Consider the following 25,025-nt stretch of genomic DNA (forward strand, 5'->3'; position numbering starts at 1 on the left):
ATCAAAAACCTTATCAAATAACCACACTATTGGTTATATCAATACTTGTTATTTTTATCGTGTTGGGATCCATACATTAAGGAATGAAGTGTATATTCTATACGTTTTTAGTTTACATAAAACATGTTCGAGGAAGTAATAAAAGCGCAAACCTGCTCTGATATGATCCCCTTATAGTAGACAGAAAAAAGAGAGCCCTTTATTCTATCTACTACGGAGGGGGGGTTTTTATGGGTAAAACTAATAGAACGTATGACCTAAAAACGAAGAGAAAAGCAGTAGACTTATATCTGAAAGAAGAAATGGGGTATAAAACGATTGCGAAGGAGTTAGAAATTGATGTTGCCATCATCTATCGATGGGTGAAGCACTTTCAAGCTGAGGGACTAAAAGGGCTCGAAGAAAAACGTGGAAAAGCAAAAGGGGTTGGTAAGGGAAGACCCACTACTCAACCTGAAACAACAGAGACCAAACTGAAACGATTGGAAGCAGAAAATGCACTCTTAAAAAAGTTCTTAGGATAAATGAAAGGAGGAATGGAAGAACGACCAGCATGGGAGAAATATAAGGGAATTCAAGAGCTCGCACATCAATATCCTGTTCAACTCTTGTGTGACCTAGCCTGTGTCTCTCGGAGTGGGTATTATAAATGGATCAAACGACAAACAAGCTCTTCTCCCAAACAGTTAGAGATCAAAATATCCAGGAAAAGATCAGAGAATGTCATACAAGAATGAAGGGGATTTATGGGTATCGAAGGGTCTTAATCTGGCTAAGGCGTGTGTACAGCTTACATATAAATCATAAACGTGTACAGCGTCTCATGCGTGAAATGGGGATTCGTGCAGTTATTCGGAGAAAGCGTCCTTATTATGGTCAAAAGGAGAAGTATGTCGTTTCACAAAATCATTTGAACAGACAGTTCAAAGCGTCACAGCCAAATGAAAAATGGGTAACGGATATCACGTATCTTCTATTTCAAGGAAGAAAGTTATACCTCTCTGTCATTAAGGACTTATACAACCACGAGGTTGTGGCTTATCAGATGAGTCACAGAAATGATCTGCAGCTTGTCATGGATACTCTTAAGAAAGCTCGCAAGAACCGGAATGTACAAGGCGTTCTTCTACACAGTGATCAAGGATTTCAGTACACATCCCATCCATATAACAATGCCCTTAAAAAATACAAGATGAAAGCCAGTATGTCTCGAAAAGGAAACGGTTGGGATAATGCAAGTATGGAAAACTTCTTTAGCCATTTTAAATCAGAGTGTTTCCGTCTTCGTTCCTTCCATACAACAGATGAGGTAAAGATCGCTGTAGCGAAATACATTCATTTTTACAATCACGAACGCTTTCAGAAGAAATTAAATAACCTGAGTCCATATGAATATAGAACTCAGGTCGCTTAGGGTTGCTTTTTACTACTGTCTACTTGACAGGGGTCACTTCACAAAGGGTTTGCGCTCTTTCTTTTCCTTTAAGTATGCTTTTGTGCAAAATGATTCCCTTTTGTGTAAAATATCTAAGATACTTACATGTCCTTTCTAAATCTCAGACATACTGTTCTTATGTAAATATTGTGGGTTTATTTAAGTAGTTCTACCTTCTAAAAGCTTAACAGGTAGATATGTTTCAAGTTGTATATTATCAAATTCGCCTTCGATCTCTTTGGATAAAATGTCAATTGCTACCTCGGCAATTGAATCAATAGGTTGCTGTATGGTTGTCAACTCTGGTAGTATGGTCTTCACTGTGTCTGTTCCATCATAACCGACCACTTTTAATTGAGTCGGTATACTTTTTCCTCGTATTCTAGATTCAGTTATGACAGCAGCTGCAATTAAATCATCACTTGCAAAAATCCCGTCTACCTCTGGGTGTTCATCAAAAAGCTTAGAGATTACCTCCTGACGACTCTTTTGAGGAGAGACTTCATATGTAATTGGTAACCTTTCGTATTCCTTCATAACATCCTCATACGCTTTTCTTCTAAAGTTTGCTGGTGTTTCCAGCTCAAGAGGGCCATTAATATGGATAATATGTTCACACTGTTTCTTTATTAACAATTCCGTAGCTTTTTTTCCCCCCTCATAATTATCAGATCCCACAACAGGAATCTTTTTAGATAAATAATGATCAATCGCTACGATAGGAAGGTTTGGCTTATGATAATTCAGTATCCCTCGATTATATGTTACCACAATGACTCCATCTACCTGATTTCGTATAAGCATTTCTAAGTATTTTTCTTCTTTGTCCATACGGTTTAAACTGTTACAAAGTAACAATTTATACCCTAGTGAGGTACAGACTCTTTCAATATGAAAGGCAAGTTCACCGAAAAAGGGGTTACTCGAATCTGGTATGATTAATCCTATTAAATTTGTTTTTTTATGAAATAGGGAACGAGCTAAATCGTTTGGAAAATAATTAATTTCTTCCATCGCTTTATAAACCTTTTCCTTTGTTTTCTCACTTATGTAACCCCGGTCATTTAAAACACGTGAAACTGTTGTTGATGAAACTCCTGCTACTTTTGCTACATCGTGAATATTGGGTTTCATTATATTCCTCCTGGCTCGTTTAATACCATCTATTAATATTATATTAAGATTTTTGTTCTTCTTTATTTAGATAACCTTTTTATATTTTTCACACTTATTGATTACATAATAAATTCTTTATCTAGGTTAGGGAAAATAGTTCGGTAAACATTATTATTGATAATTTATAGAAAATAAAGTTGATCAATAATTTTGTAACTTTACAATTTCTCAATTAAAAAAACATATGGTGAAATAGTTTCTAATTGAGGAAACTTTAACTAGTTAAAGTTTATTTGTTACGGGTTTATTGTAGAGAATATTTTTAACACGTGCAAGAGTTAGAGATTAATTGCTATTAGCTTATATCAAATAAACATCAACATTTATTTTGAAATATATGTTGATAATACTTATTTTCTGACGTATTATAACTCTCTTTTGATTAGAGGGATAAAACGTTTGATTTTTCAAGAAAATATGTCAACCGATTGACATGTGCAAACGGTTGACATAAAATGAATATGAAAGTGCTTTCGTTTTTTGTTTCAAAGATTCTATATATCTATTTAAATGAGAGCAATAAACATGAAAAGTTCAAAAGTTCTCTATTGGAAGTTAAGTGCTTATTTTTTACTTGGTCTTCTAGCGTCTCTTTATTTCCTATTTGGTTAAAGCAAGAGTTAAATTTAAGTGGATCAGCTACAGGTTTAATTTTCTCTGTAAACGCTATCTTCGTATTGTGTATACAACCTGTATATGGTTATATCTCTGACAAGATGGGTTTAAAGAAAAATATATTATCTTTTATTAGTTTACTGCTTGTATTTGTAGGACCATTCTATATTTATATATATGGACCACTATTAAAATATAATGTAATTTTAGGCGCGGCTGTTGGAGCTATTTATTTAGGAGTTAGTATTTCTGCAAGTATTGGCGTCATTGAAACCTATGTTGAAAAAGTTAGCCGTAAATACAGTTTTGAATACGGAAAGTCTAGAATGTGGGGTTCGCTAGGGTGGGCGTCGGCTACTTTTTTTGCAGGCCAGCTGTTTAATATTAATCCAAATATCAACTTTTGGGTGGCATCTGTTTCAGCAATTATCTTAGTTGCAATTATTATATCGGTGAAAATAGAAGTTACAAACTATGAATTGGCAAAAGCTGAATCCATTAAATTAAAAGATGTTGGACAACTTCTTCTCTTAAGGAAATTTTGGTTTTTAATGATGTATGTAATTGGAGTTACATGTGTTTATAGTTTGTACGATCAACAATTTCCAATTTATTATACATCTTTATTCCCTGCTGAATCCATGGGAAATCAAGTATTTGGATATTTAAGTTCTTTTCAAGTGTTTTTAGAGGCTGGAATGATGTTTATTGCCCCTTTTATTGTAAATAAAATTGGAGCCAAAAACGGATTATTATTGCCCGGTATTCTAATGGCACTTCGTATTATTGGATCAGGACTTGTAGTGGGTCCAATTGGTATTTCCTCAATGAAATTAATACATGCATTAGAATTACCAATTATGTTGATTGCTATTTTTAAATATTTTGCGGCTAACTTCGATACGCGACTATCTTCTGTTTTATATTTAGTTGGATTTCAGGCTGCCTCTCAAGTTGGTGCATCTCTGTTATCCCCTTTTGCAGGTAAATTATACGATATGATAGGGTTTCGTCATACTTACCTTATTTTAGGAATGATAGTCCTTTGTTTTACCATTATTTCAATGTTCACTTTATTAAGTCCTAATAAAAGTAAAGGTTTAGAAGGAAATATAAAAGACATTAAACAAGTTACATAAGTAGATGTTAGAATATTTACAATAAAAAAACTTCAATAAGCGCAAGAAGCATTAAATAATACAAAAGGAAATGTTAATAAACGATATCGTTTAGGTTATCATATTATGGCGCCCGCCAACTGGATTAATGATCCAAATGGTTTGATACAGTATAAAGGAGAATACCATGTATTTTACCAACATCATCCCTATGATGAAAATTGAGGACCTATGCACTGGGGACATGTGAAAAGTAAAAACCTTGTTCATTGGGAACACTTACCTATTGCCCTTGCACCTGGAGATACTTGTGATACAGGTGGATGTTTTTCTGGAAGTGCGGTAGATAACAATGGTGAATTAACGTTGATTTATACAGGTCATCATTATATAGACAAAGAAAAGGATCTATTTTATCAAAATCAAAATATTGCTGTTAGTGTCGATGGTGTCACATTTCAAAAAGTTGTAGAAAATCCAGTGATTTCTAAACCTCCTACAGATAGTAATCATCATTTCCGTGACCCAAAAGTTTGGAAAAACAAAGATAATTGGTATATGGTAGTAGGAAATTCGACTAAAGAAAATGTAGGTAGAGTAATCTTATATCGTTCCTCAGATTTACGTGAATGGTCATACGTTGGTGTATTAGCACAAGGGGATGAGAAGCTTGGTTTCATGTGGGAATGTCCCGATTTCTTCGAATTAGATGGAAAATTTGTTTTAATGATTTCTCCTCAAGGAATTAAAGCAGAAGGAGATTTATATAATAATATCTTCCAAACTGGTTATTTAGTAGGGGAATATGATTATGAGACAAATAACTTTACACACGGTTCATTTACCGAATTAGATTACGGACATGACTTTTATGCTGTTCAAACTTTGAAAAATGAAAAAGGTCGCCGAATTGCTATTGGGTGGATGGACATGTGGGAGTCTGATATGCCAACAAAAGCAGATGAATGGTGTGGGGCGCTTACATTGCCATGTGAAGTTACCTTAGGAGAAAATGATAAAATTCTAATGAATCCTGTTGAAGAATTAAATTTATTACGTGAAATTGAACATAATATACTTACACATAAAGTGATTATTTGATAGAAACAAAAGAGGATTTACTTGAAATAAAAGCCGTGTTTGATTTAACCAATTGTAACTCTCAATCTGTAGGATTAAGAATTCGTGGAGTTAACCAGGAAGAGACTGTATTAACATACTACTTAGACAAACAAACACTAACACTCAATTGTTCTAAGTCTGGAAAGGTGGAAGATGATGCGAGGAATACCATACTTAGAAAGAATCAAGAGCTTTCCTTACGCATATTTATTGACCGATCTTCTATTGAAGTATTTGCAAATGAGGGACAAACAACTATGACAAGTCGTATTTATCCAACTGAAAATAGATTAGGTATTGAGCTATTTGCTGATAGTGGTGATGCAAAAATTAAGGAATTAACATATTGGAAACTAAAAGATATCTGGAAATAAATTATGAATGAACAAGTACCCAGACACTTGTTCATTGTTTTGGGGTGAAGATATTAAAGAGAGTTTTTGTGGTTCTGGTGTAAAGATAAAATAAAAGAGAATAAAGCGCATAAATTCCTAGCGGAATCGTACCTTATGCTGCAATCCCAAACAATTGATAGATAAATTCTTTTTGATTTTGGACAGACTGATTCCGTAAATCAATCTGTTCTTTTTTGATCATATGCATGGCTTCTACTCCGAAAGAATGGATGTAGCTGTGTCAAAAGACTTGAACCCTAACATAGAATGTACACGTTTCTTAATGAAACGATGATCTTGTTCCACGATGTTGTTCAGATATTTCACTTGCCTTATTTGGATGCCTTCAGGTATCCTCTTTTAACTGTTCAATGGCTAAAGGATACGCTGGATTTTTATCAACCGTAACGACACGTGGTGTTGTAGAATGACGAACAACCAAGGCTTTTTTGAAAAATCGCTTGGCTGCTTTGGTATCTCTGGATTTACTTAAATAAAAGTCAATCGTATTTCCTTCCGAATCGACTGCACGATATAAGTACATCCATTGTCCTTTTACTTTTATATAGGTTTCATCGACTCTCGACGAGTCGTTTGTTTGCTTAAGATGACGCCGTACTCTTTTATCTAATTCAGGTCCATATTGATGAACCCAACGCATAATCGTTGTATGAGCTATCGACAGGCTTCGTTCCTCCATCATTTCCACCAAATCACGAAAATTCAGGTTGTACCGTAGGTACCATCTTACAGTTAGCAAAATCATGTCAGGATGATAATGTTTCCATTTGAACAAATTTTGGTTTTCCATACTGATCATGACCCTTTTTTAGAGTACTAGTATTAGTATGTCCAAGTTTACTAGATTTCTTGCACCAGAACCAAAATTACCTCTAATAAGGTATCAAAAGTGTTAGGTATAAAAGCGCTCGAGACTTATTTTGCAATAAGGCCTGAAGAAGTGTTGGTAATTGGCGATAATTTTAATGACATGGCCATGATAGAATATGCTGGCACAGGGATAGCAATGGGAAATGCACCCCAACAAGTGAAAGGGGTTTCAGGTTTTGTGACAAAAAGTAATAATCAAGAAGGAATGAAATTGGCACTGGAAACCTTTGTCCTATCTTGATTGATTTTTTCTAGTATAAAAATATATGGACTTCTAATCAAGAATAAAAAGGATGATATGCATGAGAAGAATTGATAAAGTATACCACCAGTTACTGAATAATTTTCATGAATTTACGTTAGATGAATTATTAAGTAAACAAGGATCCTCAGCACAGGAAATTGCCGAACAATTGGAAATGGAGAGATCAAATATAAGCTTTGAATTGAACAATCTCGTACGAGCTCAAAAGGTAATCAAAATTAAGACATTCCCTGTACGTTATGTGCCAGTAGAGGTTGTGGAGGATATCTTTCGTGAAAAATGGAATCTCGAGGATATGGAAGTGGAACTGCTTGAACAGCCAGTTGATCATCAAAAAAAACAAACTATTTCAACCAACCCTTTTGAACTAATGATTGGTGCAAAAGGTAGCTTAAAGAAATCAATCTCCCAAGCAAAAGCAGCTGTCTTGTATCCACCAAATGGTTTGCATATGCTACTGTTGGGGCCAACGGGTTCAGGTAAATCTCTTTTTGCGAATCGGATATACCAGTTTGCTTTATATTCGGAAAGGTTAAAACCAGGCGCCCCTTTTATTACATTTAACTGCGCTGATTACTATAACAACCCCCAATTACTTCTTTCTCAATTATTTGGTCATAAACAAGGAAGCTTTACTGGGGCGAACGGAGATAAGATTGGTTTAGTAGAGCAAGCTAACGGGGGCGTTCTGTTTATGGATGAAATACATCGACTCCCTCCTGAAGGCCAAGAAATGCTTTTCTATCTTATTGATCAGGGTACTTATAATCGTTTAGGAGAAACTGATCATAAACGAACATCCAAGGTATTAATTATTTGTGCAACAACTGAAAATCCCGGTTCATCCTTACTAAAAACTTTTTTAAGAAGAATTCCGATGACTATTCATATTCCTTCACTAGAAGAACGATCTCTTAAAGAAAAGATACGATTAACTACTTTTTTATTAGGAAAAGAGGCAGAACGGATTAATAAAAATCTAAGTGTGCACATGGATGTATTAAATGCCCTTATACATACAGAAAAATTCGGAAATGTGGGACAATTGAAGTCCAATGTTCAGTTAGCCTGTGCTCATGGATTCTTAAACAATTTAAACAATAAAAATGTAGTGGAACTAACTGTTAGGGATTTACCAGATGAAATAAAACAAGATTGGATCTCAAGCAGTAACAATATTGAAAGAAGTAAAATGATATCTGAATATGTAAATATCAAAACCATAATTTCTCCTGTTGTAGAAGACGAAATGACAAAAATAGATGATGACCTTTCTTTTAATTTATATCATTTAATAGAAGAAAAAGTCGAGATTTTAAAAAATGAGGGTTTATCAGAAACAGAGATAAATCGGTATATTTTAACAGATATTCAATTGAACATTAAAAGTTTTTTTAATCAAAAGACATTTCAAAACTCTAATTTAATGAAATTCGTTGGAGATGACGTTATTCAAATTACGAGAGATTTAAAACAGGTGGCTGAAAAAGAATTAAACTGCAAGTTTGATCGTAAATTTATTCATTTTTTAAGTATGCATATTGATGCATTTTTGAAACGGGGAAAACAGATTGACGTATTAAGTGCACAGGAAACAGATGAAATCCGTGACACATATTTGAAAGAATATCAGGTAGCATTAATTTTCAAAAAGAAGATTCAGGAGTTTTTTAACGTAGTTGTTCCAGAAATAGAAGTTATATATTTAACAATGGTCATTCAATCTATCAAGTCATTAGAAGAGAATAAAAGAGTGGGTATCGTGGTAGCTGCACATGGGAACAGTACGGCAAGTTCCATGGTTGAAGTAGCAACTGAACTTTTGGGGAGAACTCCTATCGTAGCCATCGATGTGCCGTTAAATCTGTCCCCATCAGAAATTCTCGCTAACTTAACTGAGGGAATTAAGAAAGTTGATGAAGGAGAAGGAGTATTAATGCTTGTGGACATGGGTTCGCTTGTTATGCTAGAAAATCAGTTAGAAGAAAAAACGGGTATTAAAATAAAAACTATGAGTAATGTCACTACTTCTATGGTGCTGGATACTGTTAGAAAGGTAAACTATTTAGATCTAAATTTATATGCTATTTATGATTCAGTCCAAAAGGACTTTATGGAGTTTTTAGACAAACAAGCAGATATCTCTGAAAAAAAGAAAGTATTGGTTTCTATTTGCACAACAGGTGATGGAACTGCCAAAAAGTTGGAGAAAATCCTAACGGCAATCATAAATAAAGTTTCTTCTGAGCCTATTAGAGTACTAACTGTTTCTTCTATTAAGTTAGCAAGCAATATTAAAGAAATCCAAAAAGAGTACGAGGTTATAGCAACGGCAGGAACTAAAAATCCTAAAATTAATGCTCCTCACATCCCCTTAGAAGTCCTTATTGAAGGTGATGGAGAACGAATCATTCAACAGGCGATTACAAATGGAAAAATACACAGTAGCAATGGACCAATTAGATCCAATATTGTTGTACCTGAACTTTGTGAGGAGAACTTAAGGCAGCATCTTGTTTTTTTAAACCCCTACCATATAACCACAATATTATTAGAGTGGGTACAAAATATGCAAGATGAACTAGGCATCATATTAAGTAATACAGTCATTATTAGAATCATTATGCATACAGCTTTTGCTTTTGAAAGAACGATTAAAAATGAACCAATCGCTTTTCCGGAGGATGAAGAGATCGATGATAAACTAGAAAAAATCTATGAAAAAACGGAGAAAACGTTAAAATCTATTGAAAAAAAACTTGGATGCAAGATAACTAGAGATGAAAAACTATTTATCACAACTATTTTTGCTGAAGAAATGTAACGGTATTAAAAGTATAATAATTTTGAAATATCAACTGATCCTTACACATACAGAAAAAAGGGTTCTGGTGCGAAAATAATGCAATAGAAACATAGGAGGATAATATCCTGTTAACTTTGAGATTAAGCAGCTATTCCGAATAACTTATGAATGAATTCAACCTCATTTTGGATAGACTTCACCTGTGGATGAAGTTGTCCTTTTTTCATCATATACATGGCTTCAACGCCATTCAATATAGAAGTGGCTGTTTCATACGACTTGAATCCCAACATAGAACGTACACGTTTCTTAATGAAACGGTGATCCTGTTCCACGATGTTGTTCAGATATTTCACTTGCCTTATTTGGATGCCTTCTGGCATCTTTTTTTCTTTCTTCAACTCTTCAATCACTACAGGATAGGCAGAATTCTTATCAACTGTTATGACATGGGGATTAGAAACATGAAATACCTTGAAGCTTTTGCACTAGAACCTTATTTTTAATAGTTCACAAGTATAAAAACAAACCTGTATTAAAATGATGTCTATTTTAATACAGGTTTGTTTGTTTAGATAAATGTGTATTAAAAGATAAAAATAAGTAGCTGAAAAACAAGTGAAAACGCTCAATACACTTTTTTGGCACGGAAATTGCATTAATAATTAGTGAGAAACTTGAAAAGAGGGGAGAAGAAATATATGATTTCAGTCATTATTAGTGGACATGGAGATTTTGCTACAGCATTAGAAGGGTCTTCAAGAATGATATTTGGGGAGAAAGATAACCTAATTGCAGTGCCCTTTTTAAAAGGAGAAGGCACACAAACACTTCAAGAAAAGTACAAAGAGGTGCTAGGGGAAATTCCTCTAGAAAACGAAGTGCTGTTTTTAGTCGATATTTTCGGGGGAACGCCCTATAATGCGGCTACTCCATATATCCTAAAAAACAAAACAGCGGATATGGTATCTGGCGTCAACTTGCCTATGTTATTAGAAGTATTAGCTATGCGAGAACATGTCACGTTGAAAGAAATGCTAGGAAGATTAAAGCAAGTGAATGAAGAAAGTTTTCAAGTATGCAGTGAACATTTAGAAAAAATCCAACAAACAAATCAAATAGGAGAGGATGGATTATTATGAAAATCGTTTTAGCAAGAATTGATGATCGTTTTATTCATGGACAGGTATTAACAAGATGGATCAAGACAAATGCAGCAGATCGAATTATCGTTGTCTCAGATGAGGTGGCAGCGGATGAAATGAGAAAAACTCTAATTCTCTCGGTAGCTCCTTCGAATGTAAAAGCGAGTGCTGTTTCAATCTCTAAAATAACAAAAGCCTTCCATAGCCCGCGCTACCAAGATACAACCGCGATGCTTCTGTTTGAAAGTCCAGCCGATATTGTTGCTCTTGTTCAATCGGGGGTGCCTATTGAAACAGTAAACGTAGGCGGCATGCGTTTCGCTAATGATCGAAAACAAATCACTAAATCTGTAAGCGTTACCGAAAAAGATATTGATGCTTTTGAGAAATTACATGAATTAGGTGTGAAGCTTGAGCTGCGCCAATTACCTTCGGATTCTAGTGAAAACTTTATTCAACTACTGAGAAACGAAACAAAAATCAAATAAGGGGATGGGGTTATGTCTTCCATACAAATTATTTTATTGTTAGTCATCGCAGCTGTGACAGGTATCGCAAGTGTGTTGGACGAAGGGCAATCCCATCGTCCTCTCATAGCCTGCACGTTAGTAGGTTTAGTGCTTGGAGATTTAAAAACGGGCATTATTTTAGGAGGAACACTTGAATTAATGGCTCTTGGATGGATGAATGTCGGATTAGCGATGGCACCTGATACGGCTATTGCTTCTGTTATTTCAACAATTTTAGTTATCACAGCTGGTCAAGGTATCGGTGAAGGTATTGCGGTGGCTATAGCTTTAGCAGCTGCAGGGCAAGTGCTCACCATTTTTGTGCGTACAATCACAGTATTTTTAATTCACCGAGCAGATAAGTATGCGGAAGAAGGAAACTTTAAAGGAATTGAAATTATGCATATTACAGCAATGGGTTTCCAGGCTCTTCGCGTGATGATTCCCACTTTAATCGTTACATTAATCAGTGTAAGCGCTGTGCAAACTTTTTTGGGAAATATACCAGAAGTTATTACAAAAGGCTTGCAAATCGGAGGAGGCATTATCGTGGTTGTAGGATATGCCATGGTTATCAATATGATGAATATTCCTCATTTAAAGCCTTTCTTCTATATCGGTTTCTTATTAGCAGCATTCACAGGATTTAACTTAGTAGGATTTGGAGCGTTAGGTCTTTGTTTAGCACTTCTGTATCAGCAAGTGATGCAGCAGCGAAATCAAATGCAGCCCGCGGGTGTACCAGCAGCTACGAGCAATGAAAGGGTATACGATGATGATGATGATGATTTAGATACCTAAACGGCGAACTCAAGGGGAGGGAAGAATAGAAATGGAAAATGAAAAAAGATTAACGAAAAAGGATATTTTTAGTATGTTCATACGCTCAAATTTTTTACTTGGATCTTTTAACTTTGAGCGTGTGCAGGCAATGGGCTATTGTTACGTGATGATTCCAGCTATTAAACGATTGTATGGTCCGGGAGCGCAAAGAAACCAAGCATTGAAACGGCATTTAGAATGGTTCAATACACATCCTTGGATTTCGGCGCCTATTTTTGGTGTAACTGCGGCCATGGAGGAAGAAATGGCTAATAAAAAAGACTTGGATGAAAAAGCGATTAGTGGAATGAAAATCGGTTTAATGGGACCATTAGCTGGTGTGGGTGACCCTATTTTCTGGGGAACATTACGTCCAGTGTTAGCAGCCTTAGGAGCGTCACTGGCATTAGGTGGAAATATCGCGGGCCCACTATTATTCTTTGTATTAATTAATGTTATAAGATTAAGCTTGAAATATTATGGATTAAAATATGGATACATCAAAGGGACGGAAATTTTAAAAGATTTAGTTGGCAATCGAATTCAAAAGCTAACAGAAGGTGCCTCTATTCTAGGGTTGTTTGTTATGGGGGCTCTCGTCTCCAAGTGGACCACTATCAATATACCGGTAGTTGTTTCTAGAATCAAAGATGATTCTGGTAAAGTTGTTGTAAAAACCGTGCAAGACGTGCTGGATAGTATTTTACCAGGTTTACTTCCTTTAGCGCTGACTTTATTAGTAGCACGGATGCTTCGAAAAGGTGCAAATCCTCTTCTTATCATTATGGCAATATTTTTAATAGGTATTTTAGGTTATTGGGTTGGGTTCTTAGGATAATAAATTATTAATCTATTATGAGATAAATGCGTGTTGTAAGTAGTTAGTGGTAGAAAGTATAAAACCAATCTGAACATACATGCCGAGTTAATATGAATAATAGTAAAGGAGGAAGGTAATTTGAAAAGAGTAGTAAAGAAGCTATTGACAGTAGGAATGGCGTGTTCTTTAACATTATTATCAGCTATTCCAGTGTTTGCGCAGGATTCTGGATATTACCAAGAAGAGTATCGCAACCAATTTCATTTTTCTCCAGAAGCCAATTGGATGAACGACCCAAATGGAATGATTTATTATAAAGGAGAGTATCATCTTTTTTATCAGTATCATCCTTACGGAACAACGTGGGGACCCATGCATTGGGGGCATGCTGTCAGCAAAGACTTAGTTCGTTGGAAGCAACTCCCAATAGCCTTATCTCCTGATGAAAATGGAGAGATTTTTTCAGGAAGTGCAGTCATTGATTGGCACAATACAGCGGGATTTGGTAAAGAAGCAATGATTGCAGTCTATACTCAATCCGGAAGTAAGGGACAAGTTCAAAGTATTGCATACAGTAACGATAAGGGAAGAACGTGGAAAAAATATAAGGGGAATCCTGTGATGCCAAACCCCCCGATTCCTGATTGGCGTGATCCAAAAGTGTTTTGGCATGATGAAACACATCAATGGGTGATGTCTTTAGCTGCTAAAAACAAAATAATGTTCTATACTTCACCGGATTTAAAAAAATGGAAATATGCAAGTGAATTTGGTCCCGACGGAGGTATTCAAGCAAACGGACAAAGAGATGCCCACTCGTATACGCTGTCTGAACAGAAAGGTCAATCTTTTACCTTAGAGGGAGATATTTCCCTTATAGAGAAAAATGGACGTGAAGGCGCAGGAGGGCTTGTTTTTCGTTCAAATAAAGATGCTACAAATGCATATATGGTAAATTTAGACGCCCAAAAGGATCTTTTAACATTAAATAAGATCGATAAAGGCAAAGTGATCGATATTGCTTCAAAGTCAATAAAGCTTGATACTTCACAGACTTATCACGTAAAGGTGAAAGCGGATACAAATCATTTTAAGATTTCTCTAAATGGTAAACAAGCTGTTGAAGGAACAGACTCATCTTTTGAAAGTGGACAGTTTGGATTGACTGCATGGAATTCCACATCTGTGTTTCGCAATGTGAAATTCGTGAACAAAACAAATTTTATAACAAACTTGTCTGGATGGAAAACAGTTAGTGGGACATGGAACGATACAAATGATGGTAAATCCGGTAAATCAGAAGATGATGGATTTATTATGAGTGAGGAACAGGGACAGCAATTTAGTTATGAATCAGATATGACCGTTTCAGGTGACAAGGGTGGTTCAGGTGCTCTTGTATTCCGGGCTGATGCACATGCGAAAAACGGATATGTTGCTAGCATTGATGCCTCAACAGATAAAATCAAACTGTCGAAGCTCAAAAATGGGGTTTCCACTGTGATTGCTGAAAAAAATACAAAGATTGACACAGATAAAGTGTATAAACTCAAAGTAACTGCAGCAGGAAATCAGATTGGCGTATATTTAAATAATGATCTGATACTTACTGAAAATGATTCAACTTTTTCAAAAGGATTGTTTGGGTTGTATGTTGGGAACTCTTCTGTGAAGTTCCAGAATGTTACTAAGGGCAATTTTATTGTGACAGATGTCAAAGAAATTGAAAACCCTGATTTTGAAACAGGAGATTTAAGCGGATGGAAAACGGTAGGTGGCGATGCATTTACAAATGATCACGTGACTAACGCAACAACAAATTGGAGTGGACTCTTCGATCAAAATGGGAAATATCATCTATGGGGATTCTCTGATAAGCATAATGGAGACGATGCGACAGGAGAATTACATTCTTCATCCTTTAAGTTAAGTGGATCTGGTGAAATAAATTTATTAATGGGTGGAGGAAATGATATAAAAAACCGTTATGTCTCCTTAGTAAGAGCCTCTGATGACAAAGAATTACTTCGCCAGGCGAACACGAAGTTTGCTGATGAGAAATATCAACGTTATGTATGGGACGCGTCAAAGTATTTAGGAGAAGTATTATATATCAAAGCAGTCGATAATGCTACGGGTGGCTGGGGCCATATTAATCTTGATGATGTTAACGTATTTAATACAGGTAAAATACCTACAAAAGTTGACAATGTAGCAAAGGAACCTCAGGTAGTGAAACAAAGAGAAAGCGGAATGTTATCTGATTGGAATATAGTGGAAGGTGATTGGGTGGAATCCACTTATGGGAGTAATGGCGGCATTTGGGAATGTCCTACATTAATTCAACTTCCAGTTGACGGAAATCCTAAAAATAAAAAGTGGGTTTTACAAGTAAGTATAAATGATGGGGCTGCGGCTGGCGGTTCAGGTATGCAATATTTTGTTGGTAATTTCGATGGAAAAACATTTAAAAGTGAAAATCGACCTGATCAGGTCTTATGGTCTGACTATGGTGCAGACTTTTATGCTGCGGTAGATTGGAGCAATATTGAGGGGGAAAATGGAGAGAAATACTGGCTTGGCTGGATGAGTAATTGGCAGTATGCGAATAACACACCAACTACTACATGGAGAAGTTCTACGTCGCTGCCTAGGGAATTAGAGTTAACGAAAACAACTGAGGGGTTACGTTTAAAACAAACTCCTGTTTCCTTGAAATCAATTCGTAACCAACAAGAAAAAACATACTTTAAGAATAGAGTTATCTCTGATAACAGTAACCTTCTCTCGGGAATAAAGGGAGACACTTATGAAATGATTGCAGAATTCGATGTTTCAAATACAAAAGCAACAGAGTTTGGATTTCAGGTTCGAAAAGGAAAGAATGAGCATACAACAATTGGTTATGATGTAAATAATCAAAAGCTATTTGTTGACCGAACGAATTCTGGAAGCTTTAATTTTGGACAAAATGTTAAAGGCAAGCATTCTGCTCCACTAAGGTCAAAAGATGGAACCATAAAATTGCATATTTTCATAGATCGATCCTCTGCTGAAGTATTTGGAAATGATGGTACTAGTGTCATTACTGATCAATTGTTTCCGAATTCATCAAGCAATGGTTTGCAGCTTTATAGTAAGGGTGGGGCCGTTAAATTAAAATCGCTTGATGTTTACCCGTTAAAGTCAACTTGGGGAAAAAGCCCTGTTCATACAAAGATGTCTGGATGGAAAACTAGTAGTGGACTCTGGGCCGATACTATTGATGGAAAGCAAGGTCAAAGTCAGGAAAATGCGTTTACTCTTTCAAGTGAAAAAGGCAGAGACTTTACGTATGAAGCGAATATAAAAGTACTTAATAATACAGTTTCAAATCCAACCGGTGCAGGGGCTTTAGTATTCCGTTCTGATGTTAATGCGAAAAATGCCTATGCTGCAAATGTGGATGTTTTGAACAACAAGGTAAAACTGGTCAAATTCACTGATGGGGTAGGCAAGGATCTTACTGTTTACAATGACAATGGAAAACTAAAATTAAAGGGAAATACAGATTACAATTTAAGGGTCATTGCAAAAGGTAAAAATATTAAAGTTTACCTGGATGACAAGCTTGTCATTGATGAAACAGATAACTCATTTACAGAGGGATTTGCTGGATTAAATGTCTGGAACTCTACAAGTGTATTTAATGATATAAAATTCAAATCGAAGAGATAGTGTTAGAATATTTTCATGAAAAGCTAGAGCTTATAATTACATTTTGTGAACAAATAGTTAAATGTGAATCCGTCAGTGAGGAAAATGCGAACCCCCCCACTGATGGAAGTTTCACTTTATGTTAATGAAAAGTTTGTTATAAAAATGGAGGATTATATATGATTGAAAGAATTTATACAATTACAAGCCATTCTGGAATTCACGCTAGACCTGCAACAACACTAGTGAGTGTAGTGACACCATTTACATCAAAAGTATCGATTGAGTATAAAGATAAGCAAATTAACTTAAAGTCAATTATGGGTGTTATGTCACTTGGAATCCCAGAAGGTGCAACAGTAAAAGTCATAGCTGAGGGTGCTGATGAGGACCAAGTGATTAAAAGTATTGATAAGGTAATGGAAAAGGAAGGTCTTGGGGTATGAGTATAAAAACAATGGATATAACAAAAATAATTACTGGAATTGGTGCCTCAGAGGGCATTGCTATTGCCAAAGCATTTCGTTTAGAGAATCCTGAGTTAATCATTGAAAAAAAATCAGTAACTGATGTTGTACAAGAAGTAGCTCGTCTGGAAGCTGCTCTTGAGAAATCGAAATCAGAGCTTGAAACAATTAAAGAACATGCTCGTAAAGAATTAGGTGATGATAAAGCTGAGATCTTTGAGGCTCATTTACTTGTTCTAAGCGATCCTGAACTTATTAATCCAATTAAAGATAAAATTACAGGTGAGAAGGTAAACGCTGAATACGCATTAGACGAAGTAGCTGCTATATTTATTAACGTGTTTGAATCAATGGATAATGAGTATATGAAAGAGCGTGCAGCTGATATTCGCGACGTAACAAAACGTGTATTAGCACATCTTTTAGGTATAAACGTATCAAACCCAAGTATGATTTCTGAAGAAGTTGTCATCATTGCGGAAGACTTAACACCTTCTGATACTGCACAATTGAATCGTAAATTTGTAAAAGGATTTACAACAGATATTGGTGGTCGTACTTCTCACTCAGCAATCATGGCTCGTTCAATGGAAATTCCAGCTGTTGTTGGGACGAAAAAAGTTATGGAAGAAATTGAAAACGGTTTATTAGTCATTGTTGATGGATTAGATGGTCAAGTTATCGTTAATCCAAGTGAAGAAACTGTAAAGGCCTATAAAAAAAAAGCCACTGAGTACGCAACTCAAAAAGCTGAGTGGGCAAAACTTGTAAACGAAAAAACGGTTTCTGCAGATGAACACCACGTTGAACTTGCTGCTAACATCGGTACACCTGAAGATGTAAAAGGTGTGTTAGAAAACGGTGGTGAAGGCGTTGGTCTTTATCGTACAGAATTCTTATACATGGGGCGTGAAGAGCTTCCAACAGAAGAAGAGCAATTCACATCTTATAAAACAGTACTTGAGCGTATGGAAGGTAAACCTGTTGTTGTTCGTACTCTTGATATCGGTGGAGATAAGGAACTTACTTACTTGAACTTACCGAAAGAAATGAACCCATTCTTAGGTTTCCGTGCGATTCGCTTATGTCTAGAAATGCAAGATATGTTCCGTACGCAACTTCGGGCACTGTTACGTGCAAGTATATATGGTAACTTAAAAATCATGTTCCCAATGATCGCAACTGTTGATGAATTCCGCCAAGCGAAATCCATTCTTTTAGAAGAAAAAACGAAACTTCAAGAAGAAGGTGTAGACATAGCTGAAAATATCGAAGTTGGTATGATGGTTGAAATTCCTTCTTCAGCAGTAAACGCTGATCTGTTTGCTAAAGAAGTTGATTTCTTCTCGATTGGAACAAATGATTTAATTCAATACACGCTTGCGGCTGACCGTATGAATGAACGCGTTTCTTACCTTTACCAGCCATATAATCCAGCCATTCTACGTCTTGTAAAAATGGTCATTGATGCCGCCCATAAAGAAGGGAAATGGGCTGGTATGTGTGGTGAGATGGCTGGAGATGAAATTGCAATTCCCATTCTTTTAGGATTAGGACTAGATGAGTTCTCAATGAGTGCCACTTCAATTTTGAAAGCACGTTCTCAAATCCGGCATTTATCAAAAGAAGCCATCGAACAGTACATAGAAGCCATTCTTTCTATGTCTACAACAGAGGAAGTCGTATCATTTGTGAAAAAACAGTTTTAAACAAAATATAACTTTTTATGAAAGGAACTGTCTTGAAAGTGGAAATTCTTGAGATAGTTCCTTCTTTCATTATCTTCTATGAGCGTACGGATAAAAAAGGCCTAGTATAATCATTACAACAGCTCTACTAATTTTGATTGTTCGATTGACCAAGCTAGTATACTCTTAAGGAGGGCTCTATGATGTAACTAATATCATTAATAAGCTTTCTCAAGGTTAACTAATATTTCTACTCTACGTCTGTAAAAGTATACTTAAAGGGCAAGAAAAAGCTCAAACTCGTTGTAATTCAATGAGTTTGAGCTTTTATTACTTCCTAGTTAACTAACTTTGTATATCATCTACATAAGTGTAATCCTACATTAATTTGAAATAATAGGAATTTTATTCCACGAAAGATATAATCAGAGATATAAAGGAAAGGAGGAATATTGATGGATAATATCAAAGGGAAAACAAACGAAACTAAAGGGAAATACGTTCCGAGTATTTTTTTTGGAGCTTCAATTGGAGCTGTACTAGGCTTGCTTTCTTATGTGAAGGAATGGCTATAGTTAAGAAAAGTTAGGATAAGTGGGGGTGGAGTGAATTGGATATTGAGTTCCCAGTCTGGTTTATATTATCAACTTATCTAATAGGTCTAACCTTCAAACATATAAATAGGAAGTTCTTAAACAAAAAACCGTCCGTAAAAGTATATATAAACGAAAAGAAAAAGTGTAAACTCGTTGCTATTACGGGTGTATTTAGAATCTGCAGTTGACACACAAAATATGAAAATATTAAAGTTTAATTAATGCAGTTCAAATCAGGAGTGAATTTGTAGTGGGATGTTTTGGATCTATCTTTAGGTTTACGTTTTTTATAATATGTACTTTTGTTGTTATTTGGTTCGGAGGTGGGTCAATTGTGGCCTTCTTCTCTGCTTTGTTTGGACAAAGTTGGGTTAATTTCTGGAAATTGTTTACTGTATGGATTGTTGCAAATTACGGAATTGGATGGCTGATTGAAGTTCGCTGGAAAAATGATGATACGGCAGGGGATGGCTTCTTTGCAAATTTTATCCTTATCATTAGTGTACTCATTTTTAGGGGCATCAATAAGTTCGGAAGAATATTTATCCGAGATAAACATTCTTTCTTAAAATGAAAAGAAAAAGCGCAAACTCGTTGTTACTGAACGGGTTTACGCTTTTTTTACTACCTCTAACATGTTTTATGTAAACTAGATATAATATGGTATGCAGCATAAGTATATATGAAAAACTAGCATTATCCATTTAAACTATGAATAGTGCTGGTTTTCAATCTCAATTAATTATATATAGGAAAAAACCGAAGTTCCTAATTGAAAATCGGTTTTTTCGATAATGAATACCCTTAAATATCAAATTTAACATTACCAAGCCATTTCACGAAGTCAGGTTCTCTATGTGAAAAGAACACGCTCTCTTTTGTATCTAACGTAGTAATCGTCTCCATATCTTCTTGACTTAGTTCAAAGTCAAAGATGTTAAAGTTTTCGATGATTCTTTCTTTATGAACGGACTTTGGAATTGCAACGATTTCCCTTTGTGTCAACCAACGTAGAATCACCTGAGCAACGGATTTATTATACTTTTTGGCTATTGATACTAATACTTCATTTTGGAACATATTGTTTCTTCCTTCAGCAAACGGTCCCCAAGACATTATCTGAACATTGTTGTCTTTCATAAGGGTATGACTTTCTATTTGTTGGCAGAAAGGATGAGTTTCAACCTGGTTTACTGCTGGGACTACTTCGTTATGAGTAATTAAATCTACCAGGCGATCTGGATAGAAATTGCTGACTCCAATTGCTCTAATTTTACCCTCATGGTACAATTCCTCCATAGCACGCCAAGAACCATATACATCCCCAAATGGCTGATGAATTAAATATAAATCGATATAATCCACTTGTAGTCGTTCCAATGACTTCACAAATGCCTTCTTTGCATTCTCGTAACCAGCATTCTGAATCCAAAGTTTTGTTGTAATAAAGATTTCTTCTCTTGGGATACCACTTCGTTTGATTGCTTTTCCAACTGCTTCTTCATTCATATAAGCCGCAGCCGTATCAATCAAGCGATAACCAGAGATAAGGGCCTCATAGACAGCCTGTTCACATTGTTTTGCATCTTCAATTTGATAAACGCCAAAGCCTAGTATTGGCATCTCCACACCATTATTTAACCTTACTTTTTGCATACACAATTCCTCCTATGTTTTATCCTATTTAGTCTTTTTTGATTAAGATTTATAAGTTCAGCACCTTTGTGCTATTAGGTTATCACCTTCGAGTAACACGAAGTCAATAGGTTTGAATTAAGTTTATTTATTTCTTCATAGAGGACTTACCATATTTACAGTAAAAGAAATGACTAGTCTACTCAAATCCAACGAACATCCGTAAAAATATACATAAAGAAAAAGCACAAACCTGTTAAGTAACAATGGGTTTGTGCTTTTCTTATTTCCTAGCGAAACTACGATGAATTAAACAGAGATACTAATTGGAAAACTAAGTTATTTAAAATGCATGTAAATTCCTTTAACTATTACTATTGTAAGAGGGAATAGAGATTGTCGTATAAACTGTTCTTCTCCTTTTTTATCCCTCTTTCTCTAAACTAACCTTAAAAAACAGTGTTGTTGTTCACGGTTCTCACTAATTTTGATGTGCTTTTTCTTGTATGTCGTTTTTTGACCAAGTCCCAGGATTCATGTTATCTGGGACTATATGATTCATAATATCACGGTAGTGTTCTACTTTGTTTACCATAAATTCTGCTCTTTGTTTCGCTTCTTCTAACTGAGCCAAAGCCTTGTCTCTTTGTTCTAAAAGTATCTCATAACGTTGCGGAATAGTAGATTCGCCTTCCAGACATAAGTCTACATAGGTTTTGATAGCCTCGACTGACATACCACTTTGTTTCAAATGTTTTGCACCCCTAAGCCAATTGATGGATTGCTGATCAAAAAGTCGATTATTATTTTTATCACGCTGCAAACTTGGAACTAATCCTTTATCTGTATAGTAGCGAACCGTATGTTCAGTGAGATCAAGGAGTTTAGCCACTTCTTTCACCGTATACATTAGTAAGTCCTCCTCAAAAAATTTATGTTAAAGTTACTCGGAAACTCTTGAATTCGTGTTACACGAAGGTAGTAGGCTTATCGTAGCACAAAGGTGTTGAAGTTGTCATTCCAATACAAGGAATATAGACGATTTCGGCCCATTGAGTGGCCCCTTTAGCGAAACTCTACACAAAGGGAGAGATGATTTATGGAATAAAAAACTTAAGCTATTCATCAATAAAAAGAAAGAATCTAGGGTAGTTCAAGGTAAATCACAAAAGTTACATCACTATATTATTGATGAATGAAAGTTGGGGATAGATTTTTATGGCTAAACGAAATAATTTGCTTATCTTTATATTAACCATCGGAGTGTTCGGCATCTTAACGACTGAAATGGGTGTTGTTGGGGTATTACCTTTAGTTGCTGATTACTATCATATTAGTGTATCTCAAGCAGGTCTGCTAGTGAGCCTCTTTGCCCTTGCTGTTGCAATTTCTGGTCCTATCATGCCATTATTGTTTTCAGGTATAAATCGCAAGAAGGTCATGTTGCTTGTCCTTGGCATTTTTGTATTAGGTAACATTGTCTCCATGTTTGCATCAAACTTTACCATATTACTAATTGCTCGTGTTATTCCAGCATTTTTTCATCCCATTTATTGTTCATTGGCTTTGACAGTAGCTGCTACCTCAGTTAGCAGAGAAGAAGCTCCAAAGGCTGTTTCTAAAGTAATTTTGGGAGTAACTGCAGGGATGATACTTGGTGTGCCCATTACTAATTATATCGCTAGTGAAACCTCTCTAGAAATCACCATGTTATTCTTTGCTGTCGTTAATGCAGTAGCGTTCATAGCTACATTGGTATTCATTCCATCTATGCCTGTTAAAGAAAGACTTTCTTATGGATCTCAAGTGAGCGTATTAAAAAGACCTCTTATTTGGTTAGCTATTGCAACGGTCATCTTTATAGGTTCCGCAACTTCGAGTGTGAATACTTTCATTACAGAATATCTTGAAACCGTTACGAATATATCAGGGAACATCTTAACTTTGGCATTATTTATATTAGGATTATCTAGTCTAATTGGAAATCTTGTAGGTGGTAGGTTACTTATGAGAAATGCCATAAAAACCGCCATAACTTTTCCCATTGTATTAGGGATCGTTCATCTATTGTCATTACTCACGGGAACATCCACTGGACCTATGATGTTTACGATTTTGTTATGGGGATTCTTATTTGCTATAGGAAATAACGTCAGTCAATATTGGATTACCTCTGCAGCCCCCGAAGCTCCTGATTTTGCAAATGGGTTGTTTTTATCATTTAGTAATTTAGGAATAACCATTGGTACAGCAGTAGGTGGGTTATTTATATCAGGAATGGGAGCACAATACATCGTATTGGGAGGATTGCTATTCCTGTTATTGAGTTTAGTATCTATTTTAATAAGAAAATATATGTTTGATTTCAAAAAACACCTTTCAACAGAAGGGATGAAGTAAATAACAGTTTACGGCGGATAAAAATCATTTAATACCTCTAAACGATATGTTGATTTAAATGTAAATGACATATTAGAAAAGACAGACTAGATAAAACTAGTCTGTCTTTTTGTGTAAAGAATTTATTTGATGTTTATATTAACAGCAATTAAAAGTATTGACTTCGCGTTACTCGAAGGTGATAGACTTATATCCAATCAAGTTACTCAATTTGTCAATACAAACAGTAAAACATATAAATGGGACAAATAGGAATGACTTGATCTATAACACTAAAGGATAGGAGGAACTTATAAAGAAGAACCGTATTGATTTCAAAAGTTGTTTAGGAATTAAGCTAAAAAGACTGAAAAACAGTTACTACATGAGAAATAAATGGATATTTGCTGGATGAAAATTATTAAAAGTATGTATAGGAGAAAGGAAGGAATCATCAATGGAATATGTGAAGCTTGGAAATACCGGATTAGATGTATCTCGTCTTTGTCTTGGTTGTATGGGTTTTGGGGATGCTGTTAATTGGGTTCATCCATGGGTACTTGACGAAGAAAAGAGTCGTCCTATTATTAAAAAAGCTCTTGATCTTGGTATTAACTTCTTTGATACAGCAAATGTATATTCACATGGAGTAAGTGAAGAAATTCTCGGACGTCCTCTAAAGGATTATGCTAATCGGGATGAAATTGTCATTGCAACTAAGGTACACCAACCCATGCATAAAGGACCTAATGGTGCTGGTCTTTCTAGAAAAGCCATCATGAGTGAAATCGATAAAAGTCTGAAACGTCTTGGAACGGATTATGTAGACCTTTATATTACTCACCGTTGGGATTACGATACACCCATTGAAGAGACAATGGAAGCATTACATGACGTTGTGAAGGCTGGAAAAGCAAGATATATTGGTGCTTCTGCCATGTACGCATGGCAGTTCCAAAAGGCATTGCATGTAGCTGAGAAAAACGGATGGACGAAGTTTGTATCGATGCAGAACCACTTAAACCTTCTATACCGTGAAGAGGAACGAGAGATGATACCCCTTTGCAAAGAAGAAAAAATTGGGGTAACTCCATATAGCCCACTTGCATCCGGAAGATTGACACGTGATTGGGCAGAAACAACATATCGTTCTAAAACAGATGAAATTCAAAAGTCTAAATATGATGGAACTATAGAAGCAGATCGATTAGTAGTGGAGCGGGTGGCATCAATTGCAGAAAAACATGGGGTTCCACGTGTTCATGTTGCACTTGCATGGTTGTTGCAGAAAGAACAAGTAACAGCTCCTATTATTGGCGCAACGAAAATATCTCATTTAGAAAATGCTGTAGATGCTCTATCTCTTAAGTTAACGCCTGAAGAAATTGCATTTTTAGAAGAACCATATGTACCCCACGAGGTAGTAGGTCATATTTAATCAATAA

Annotated in this window: 17 protein-coding genes and 4 pseudogenes; 16 read left to right on the forward strand and 5 right to left on the reverse strand. The window is 35.6% G+C overall.

Features of this window, described 5'->3' with window-relative positions:
* Positions 1-230 precede the first annotated feature (230 nt).
* Together BM012_RS22305 and BM012_RS22310 are read left to right on the forward strand one after the other, a co-directional pair.
* Positions 231-524 carry a transposase gene (locus BM012_RS22305; protein ID WP_074842905.1) on the forward strand — a complete coding sequence of 98 codons (294 nt, stop codon included), beginning with the start codon at positions 231-233 and terminating at the stop codon, positions 522-524.
* A gap of 125 nt (positions 525-649) precedes the next feature.
* On the forward strand, positions 650-1,414 hold the full coding sequence (locus BM012_RS22310; RefSeq protein ID WP_083415631.1) for an IS3 family transposase: 765 nt from the start codon (positions 650-652) through the stop codon (positions 1,412-1,414).
* Positions 1,415-1,594: 180 nt separating this feature from the next.
* Here BM012_RS22310 and BM012_RS22315 read toward each other — a convergent pair whose 3' ends face one another.
* The gene (locus BM012_RS22315; protein WP_061804971.1) at positions 1,595-2,569 is read right to left on the reverse strand and encodes a LacI family DNA-binding transcriptional regulator; all 975 of its coding nucleotides are present in this window, start codon (positions 2,567-2,569) and stop codon (positions 1,595-1,597) included.
* Positions 2,570-3,136: 567 nt separating this feature from the next.
* Between BM012_RS22315 and BM012_RS22320 the strand changes: the two are divergent.
* Together BM012_RS22320 and BM012_RS22325 are read left to right on the forward strand one after the other, a co-directional pair.
* Positions 3,137-4,365 (forward strand): annotated as a pseudogene (locus BM012_RS22320) (oligosaccharide MFS transporter).
* A 39-nt stretch (positions 4,366-4,404) separates the two neighbouring features.
* Positions 4,405-5,840, forward strand: a pseudogene (locus BM012_RS22325) (glycoside hydrolase family 32 protein); the annotation flags it as partial.
* A gap of 133 nt (positions 5,841-5,973) precedes the next feature.
* Here BM012_RS22325 and BM012_RS22335 read toward each other — a convergent pair.
* Positions 5,974-6,672: pseudogene (locus BM012_RS22335) on the reverse strand (IS6 family transposase).
* Between the two features lie 75 nt (positions 6,673-6,747).
* On the opposite strand from BM012_RS22335, the gene BM012_RS22340 reads away from it, so the two are divergent.
* Positions 6,748-6,993, forward strand: a complete 246-nt coding sequence (locus BM012_RS22340; protein WP_268801486.1) for an HAD hydrolase family protein — start codon at positions 6,748-6,750, stop codon at positions 6,991-6,993.
* Between the two features lie 61 nt (positions 6,994-7,054).
* A complete protein-coding gene (locus BM012_RS22345) occupies positions 7,055-9,841 on the forward strand; it encodes a sigma-54-dependent transcriptional regulator (RefSeq protein WP_061804969.1) in 2,787 nt (928 codons plus the stop codon).
* Positions 9,842-9,963: 122 nt separating this feature from the next.
* On the opposite strand, the pseudogene BM012_RS22350 reads toward BM012_RS22345, so the two are convergent.
* Positions 9,964-10,308 (reverse strand): annotated as a pseudogene (locus BM012_RS22350) (DDE-type integrase/transposase/recombinase); the annotation flags it as partial.
* 216 nt (positions 10,309-10,524) lie between these two features.
* On the opposite strand from BM012_RS22350, the gene BM012_RS22355 reads away from it, so the two are divergent.
* From BM012_RS22355 to BM012_RS22390, 8 genes are all read left to right on the forward strand, one after another.
* A complete protein-coding gene (locus BM012_RS22355; RefSeq protein ID WP_061804968.1) occupies positions 10,525-10,965 on the forward strand; it encodes a mannose/fructose/sorbose PTS transporter subunit IIA in 441 nt (146 codons plus the stop codon).
* Positions 10,962-11,456 (forward strand): PTS sugar transporter subunit IIB, encoded by a 495-nt coding sequence (locus tag BM012_RS22360; RefSeq protein ID WP_061804967.1) that lies wholly within the window; start codon positions 10,962-10,964, stop codon positions 11,454-11,456. Before BM012_RS22355 ends, BM012_RS22360 begins: the two co-directional genes overlap by 4 nt.
* A 12-nt stretch (positions 11,457-11,468) precedes the next feature.
* The gene (locus BM012_RS22365) at positions 11,469-12,278 is read left to right on the forward strand and encodes a PTS mannose/fructose/sorbose transporter subunit IIC (RefSeq protein WP_061804966.1); all 810 of its coding nucleotides are present in this window, start codon (positions 11,469-11,471) and stop codon (positions 12,276-12,278) included.
* Between the two features lie 31 nt (positions 12,279-12,309).
* On the forward strand, positions 12,310-13,137 hold the full coding sequence (locus BM012_RS22370) for a mannose/fructose/sorbose PTS transporter subunit IID (RefSeq protein WP_061804965.1): 828 nt from the start codon (positions 12,310-12,312) through the stop codon (positions 13,135-13,137).
* Positions 13,138-13,293: 156 nt separating this feature from the next.
* Positions 13,294-16,836 (forward strand): glycoside hydrolase family 32 protein, encoded by a 3,543-nt coding sequence (locus tag BM012_RS22375; RefSeq protein ID WP_153018488.1) that lies wholly within the window; start codon positions 13,294-13,296, stop codon positions 16,834-16,836.
* 158 nt (positions 16,837-16,994) lie between these two features.
* Positions 16,995-17,261, forward strand: coding sequence for a phosphocarrier protein HPr (locus BM012_RS22380; protein WP_061804963.1), 267 nt, complete (start codon positions 16,995-16,997; stop codon positions 17,259-17,261).
* Between the two features lie 17 nt (positions 17,262-17,278).
* Complete coding sequence (gene ptsP / locus BM012_RS22385; RefSeq protein ID WP_061805220.1) at positions 17,279-18,991, forward strand: phosphoenolpyruvate--protein phosphotransferase; 1,713 nt, start codon at positions 17,279-17,281, stop codon at positions 18,989-18,991.
* 909 nt (positions 18,992-19,900) lie between these two features.
* The gene (locus tag BM012_RS22390; protein ID WP_235606172.1) at positions 19,901-20,140 is read left to right on the forward strand and encodes a hypothetical protein; all 240 of its coding nucleotides are present in this window, start codon (positions 19,901-19,903) and stop codon (positions 20,138-20,140) included.
* Positions 20,141-20,370: 230 nt separating this feature from the next.
* Here BM012_RS22390 and BM012_RS22395 read toward each other — a convergent pair whose 3' ends face one another.
* The gene (locus tag BM012_RS22395) at positions 20,371-21,222 is read right to left on the reverse strand and encodes an aldo/keto reductase (RefSeq protein ID WP_061804962.1); all 852 of its coding nucleotides are present in this window, start codon (positions 21,220-21,222) and stop codon (positions 20,371-20,373) included.
* Between the two features lie 460 nt (positions 21,223-21,682).
* The gene (locus tag BM012_RS22400; RefSeq protein ID WP_061804961.1) at positions 21,683-22,111 is read right to left on the reverse strand and encodes a MerR family transcriptional regulator; all 429 of its coding nucleotides are present in this window, start codon (positions 22,109-22,111) and stop codon (positions 21,683-21,685) included.
* A gap of 308 nt (positions 22,112-22,419) precedes the next feature.
* Here BM012_RS22400 and BM012_RS22405 point away from each other — a divergent pair, with 308 nt between their 5' ends.
* Both BM012_RS22405 and BM012_RS22410 read left to right on the forward strand, forming a co-directional pair.
* Complete coding sequence (locus tag BM012_RS22405; protein ID WP_061804960.1) at positions 22,420-23,601, forward strand: MFS transporter; 1,182 nt, start codon at positions 22,420-22,422, stop codon at positions 23,599-23,601.
* 436 nt (positions 23,602-24,037) lie between these two features.
* On the forward strand, positions 24,038-25,018 hold the full coding sequence (locus BM012_RS22410) for an aldo/keto reductase (protein WP_061804959.1): 981 nt from the start codon (positions 24,038-24,040) through the stop codon (positions 25,016-25,018).
* Positions 25,019-25,025 lie beyond the last annotated feature (7 nt).

Origin of the sequence: Priestia endophytica DSM 13796 (assembly GCF_900115845.1) — a bacterium.
In the GTDB taxonomy this organism is placed as follows: Bacteria; Bacillota; Bacilli; order Bacillales; family Bacillaceae_H; genus Bacillus_I; species Bacillus_I endophytica.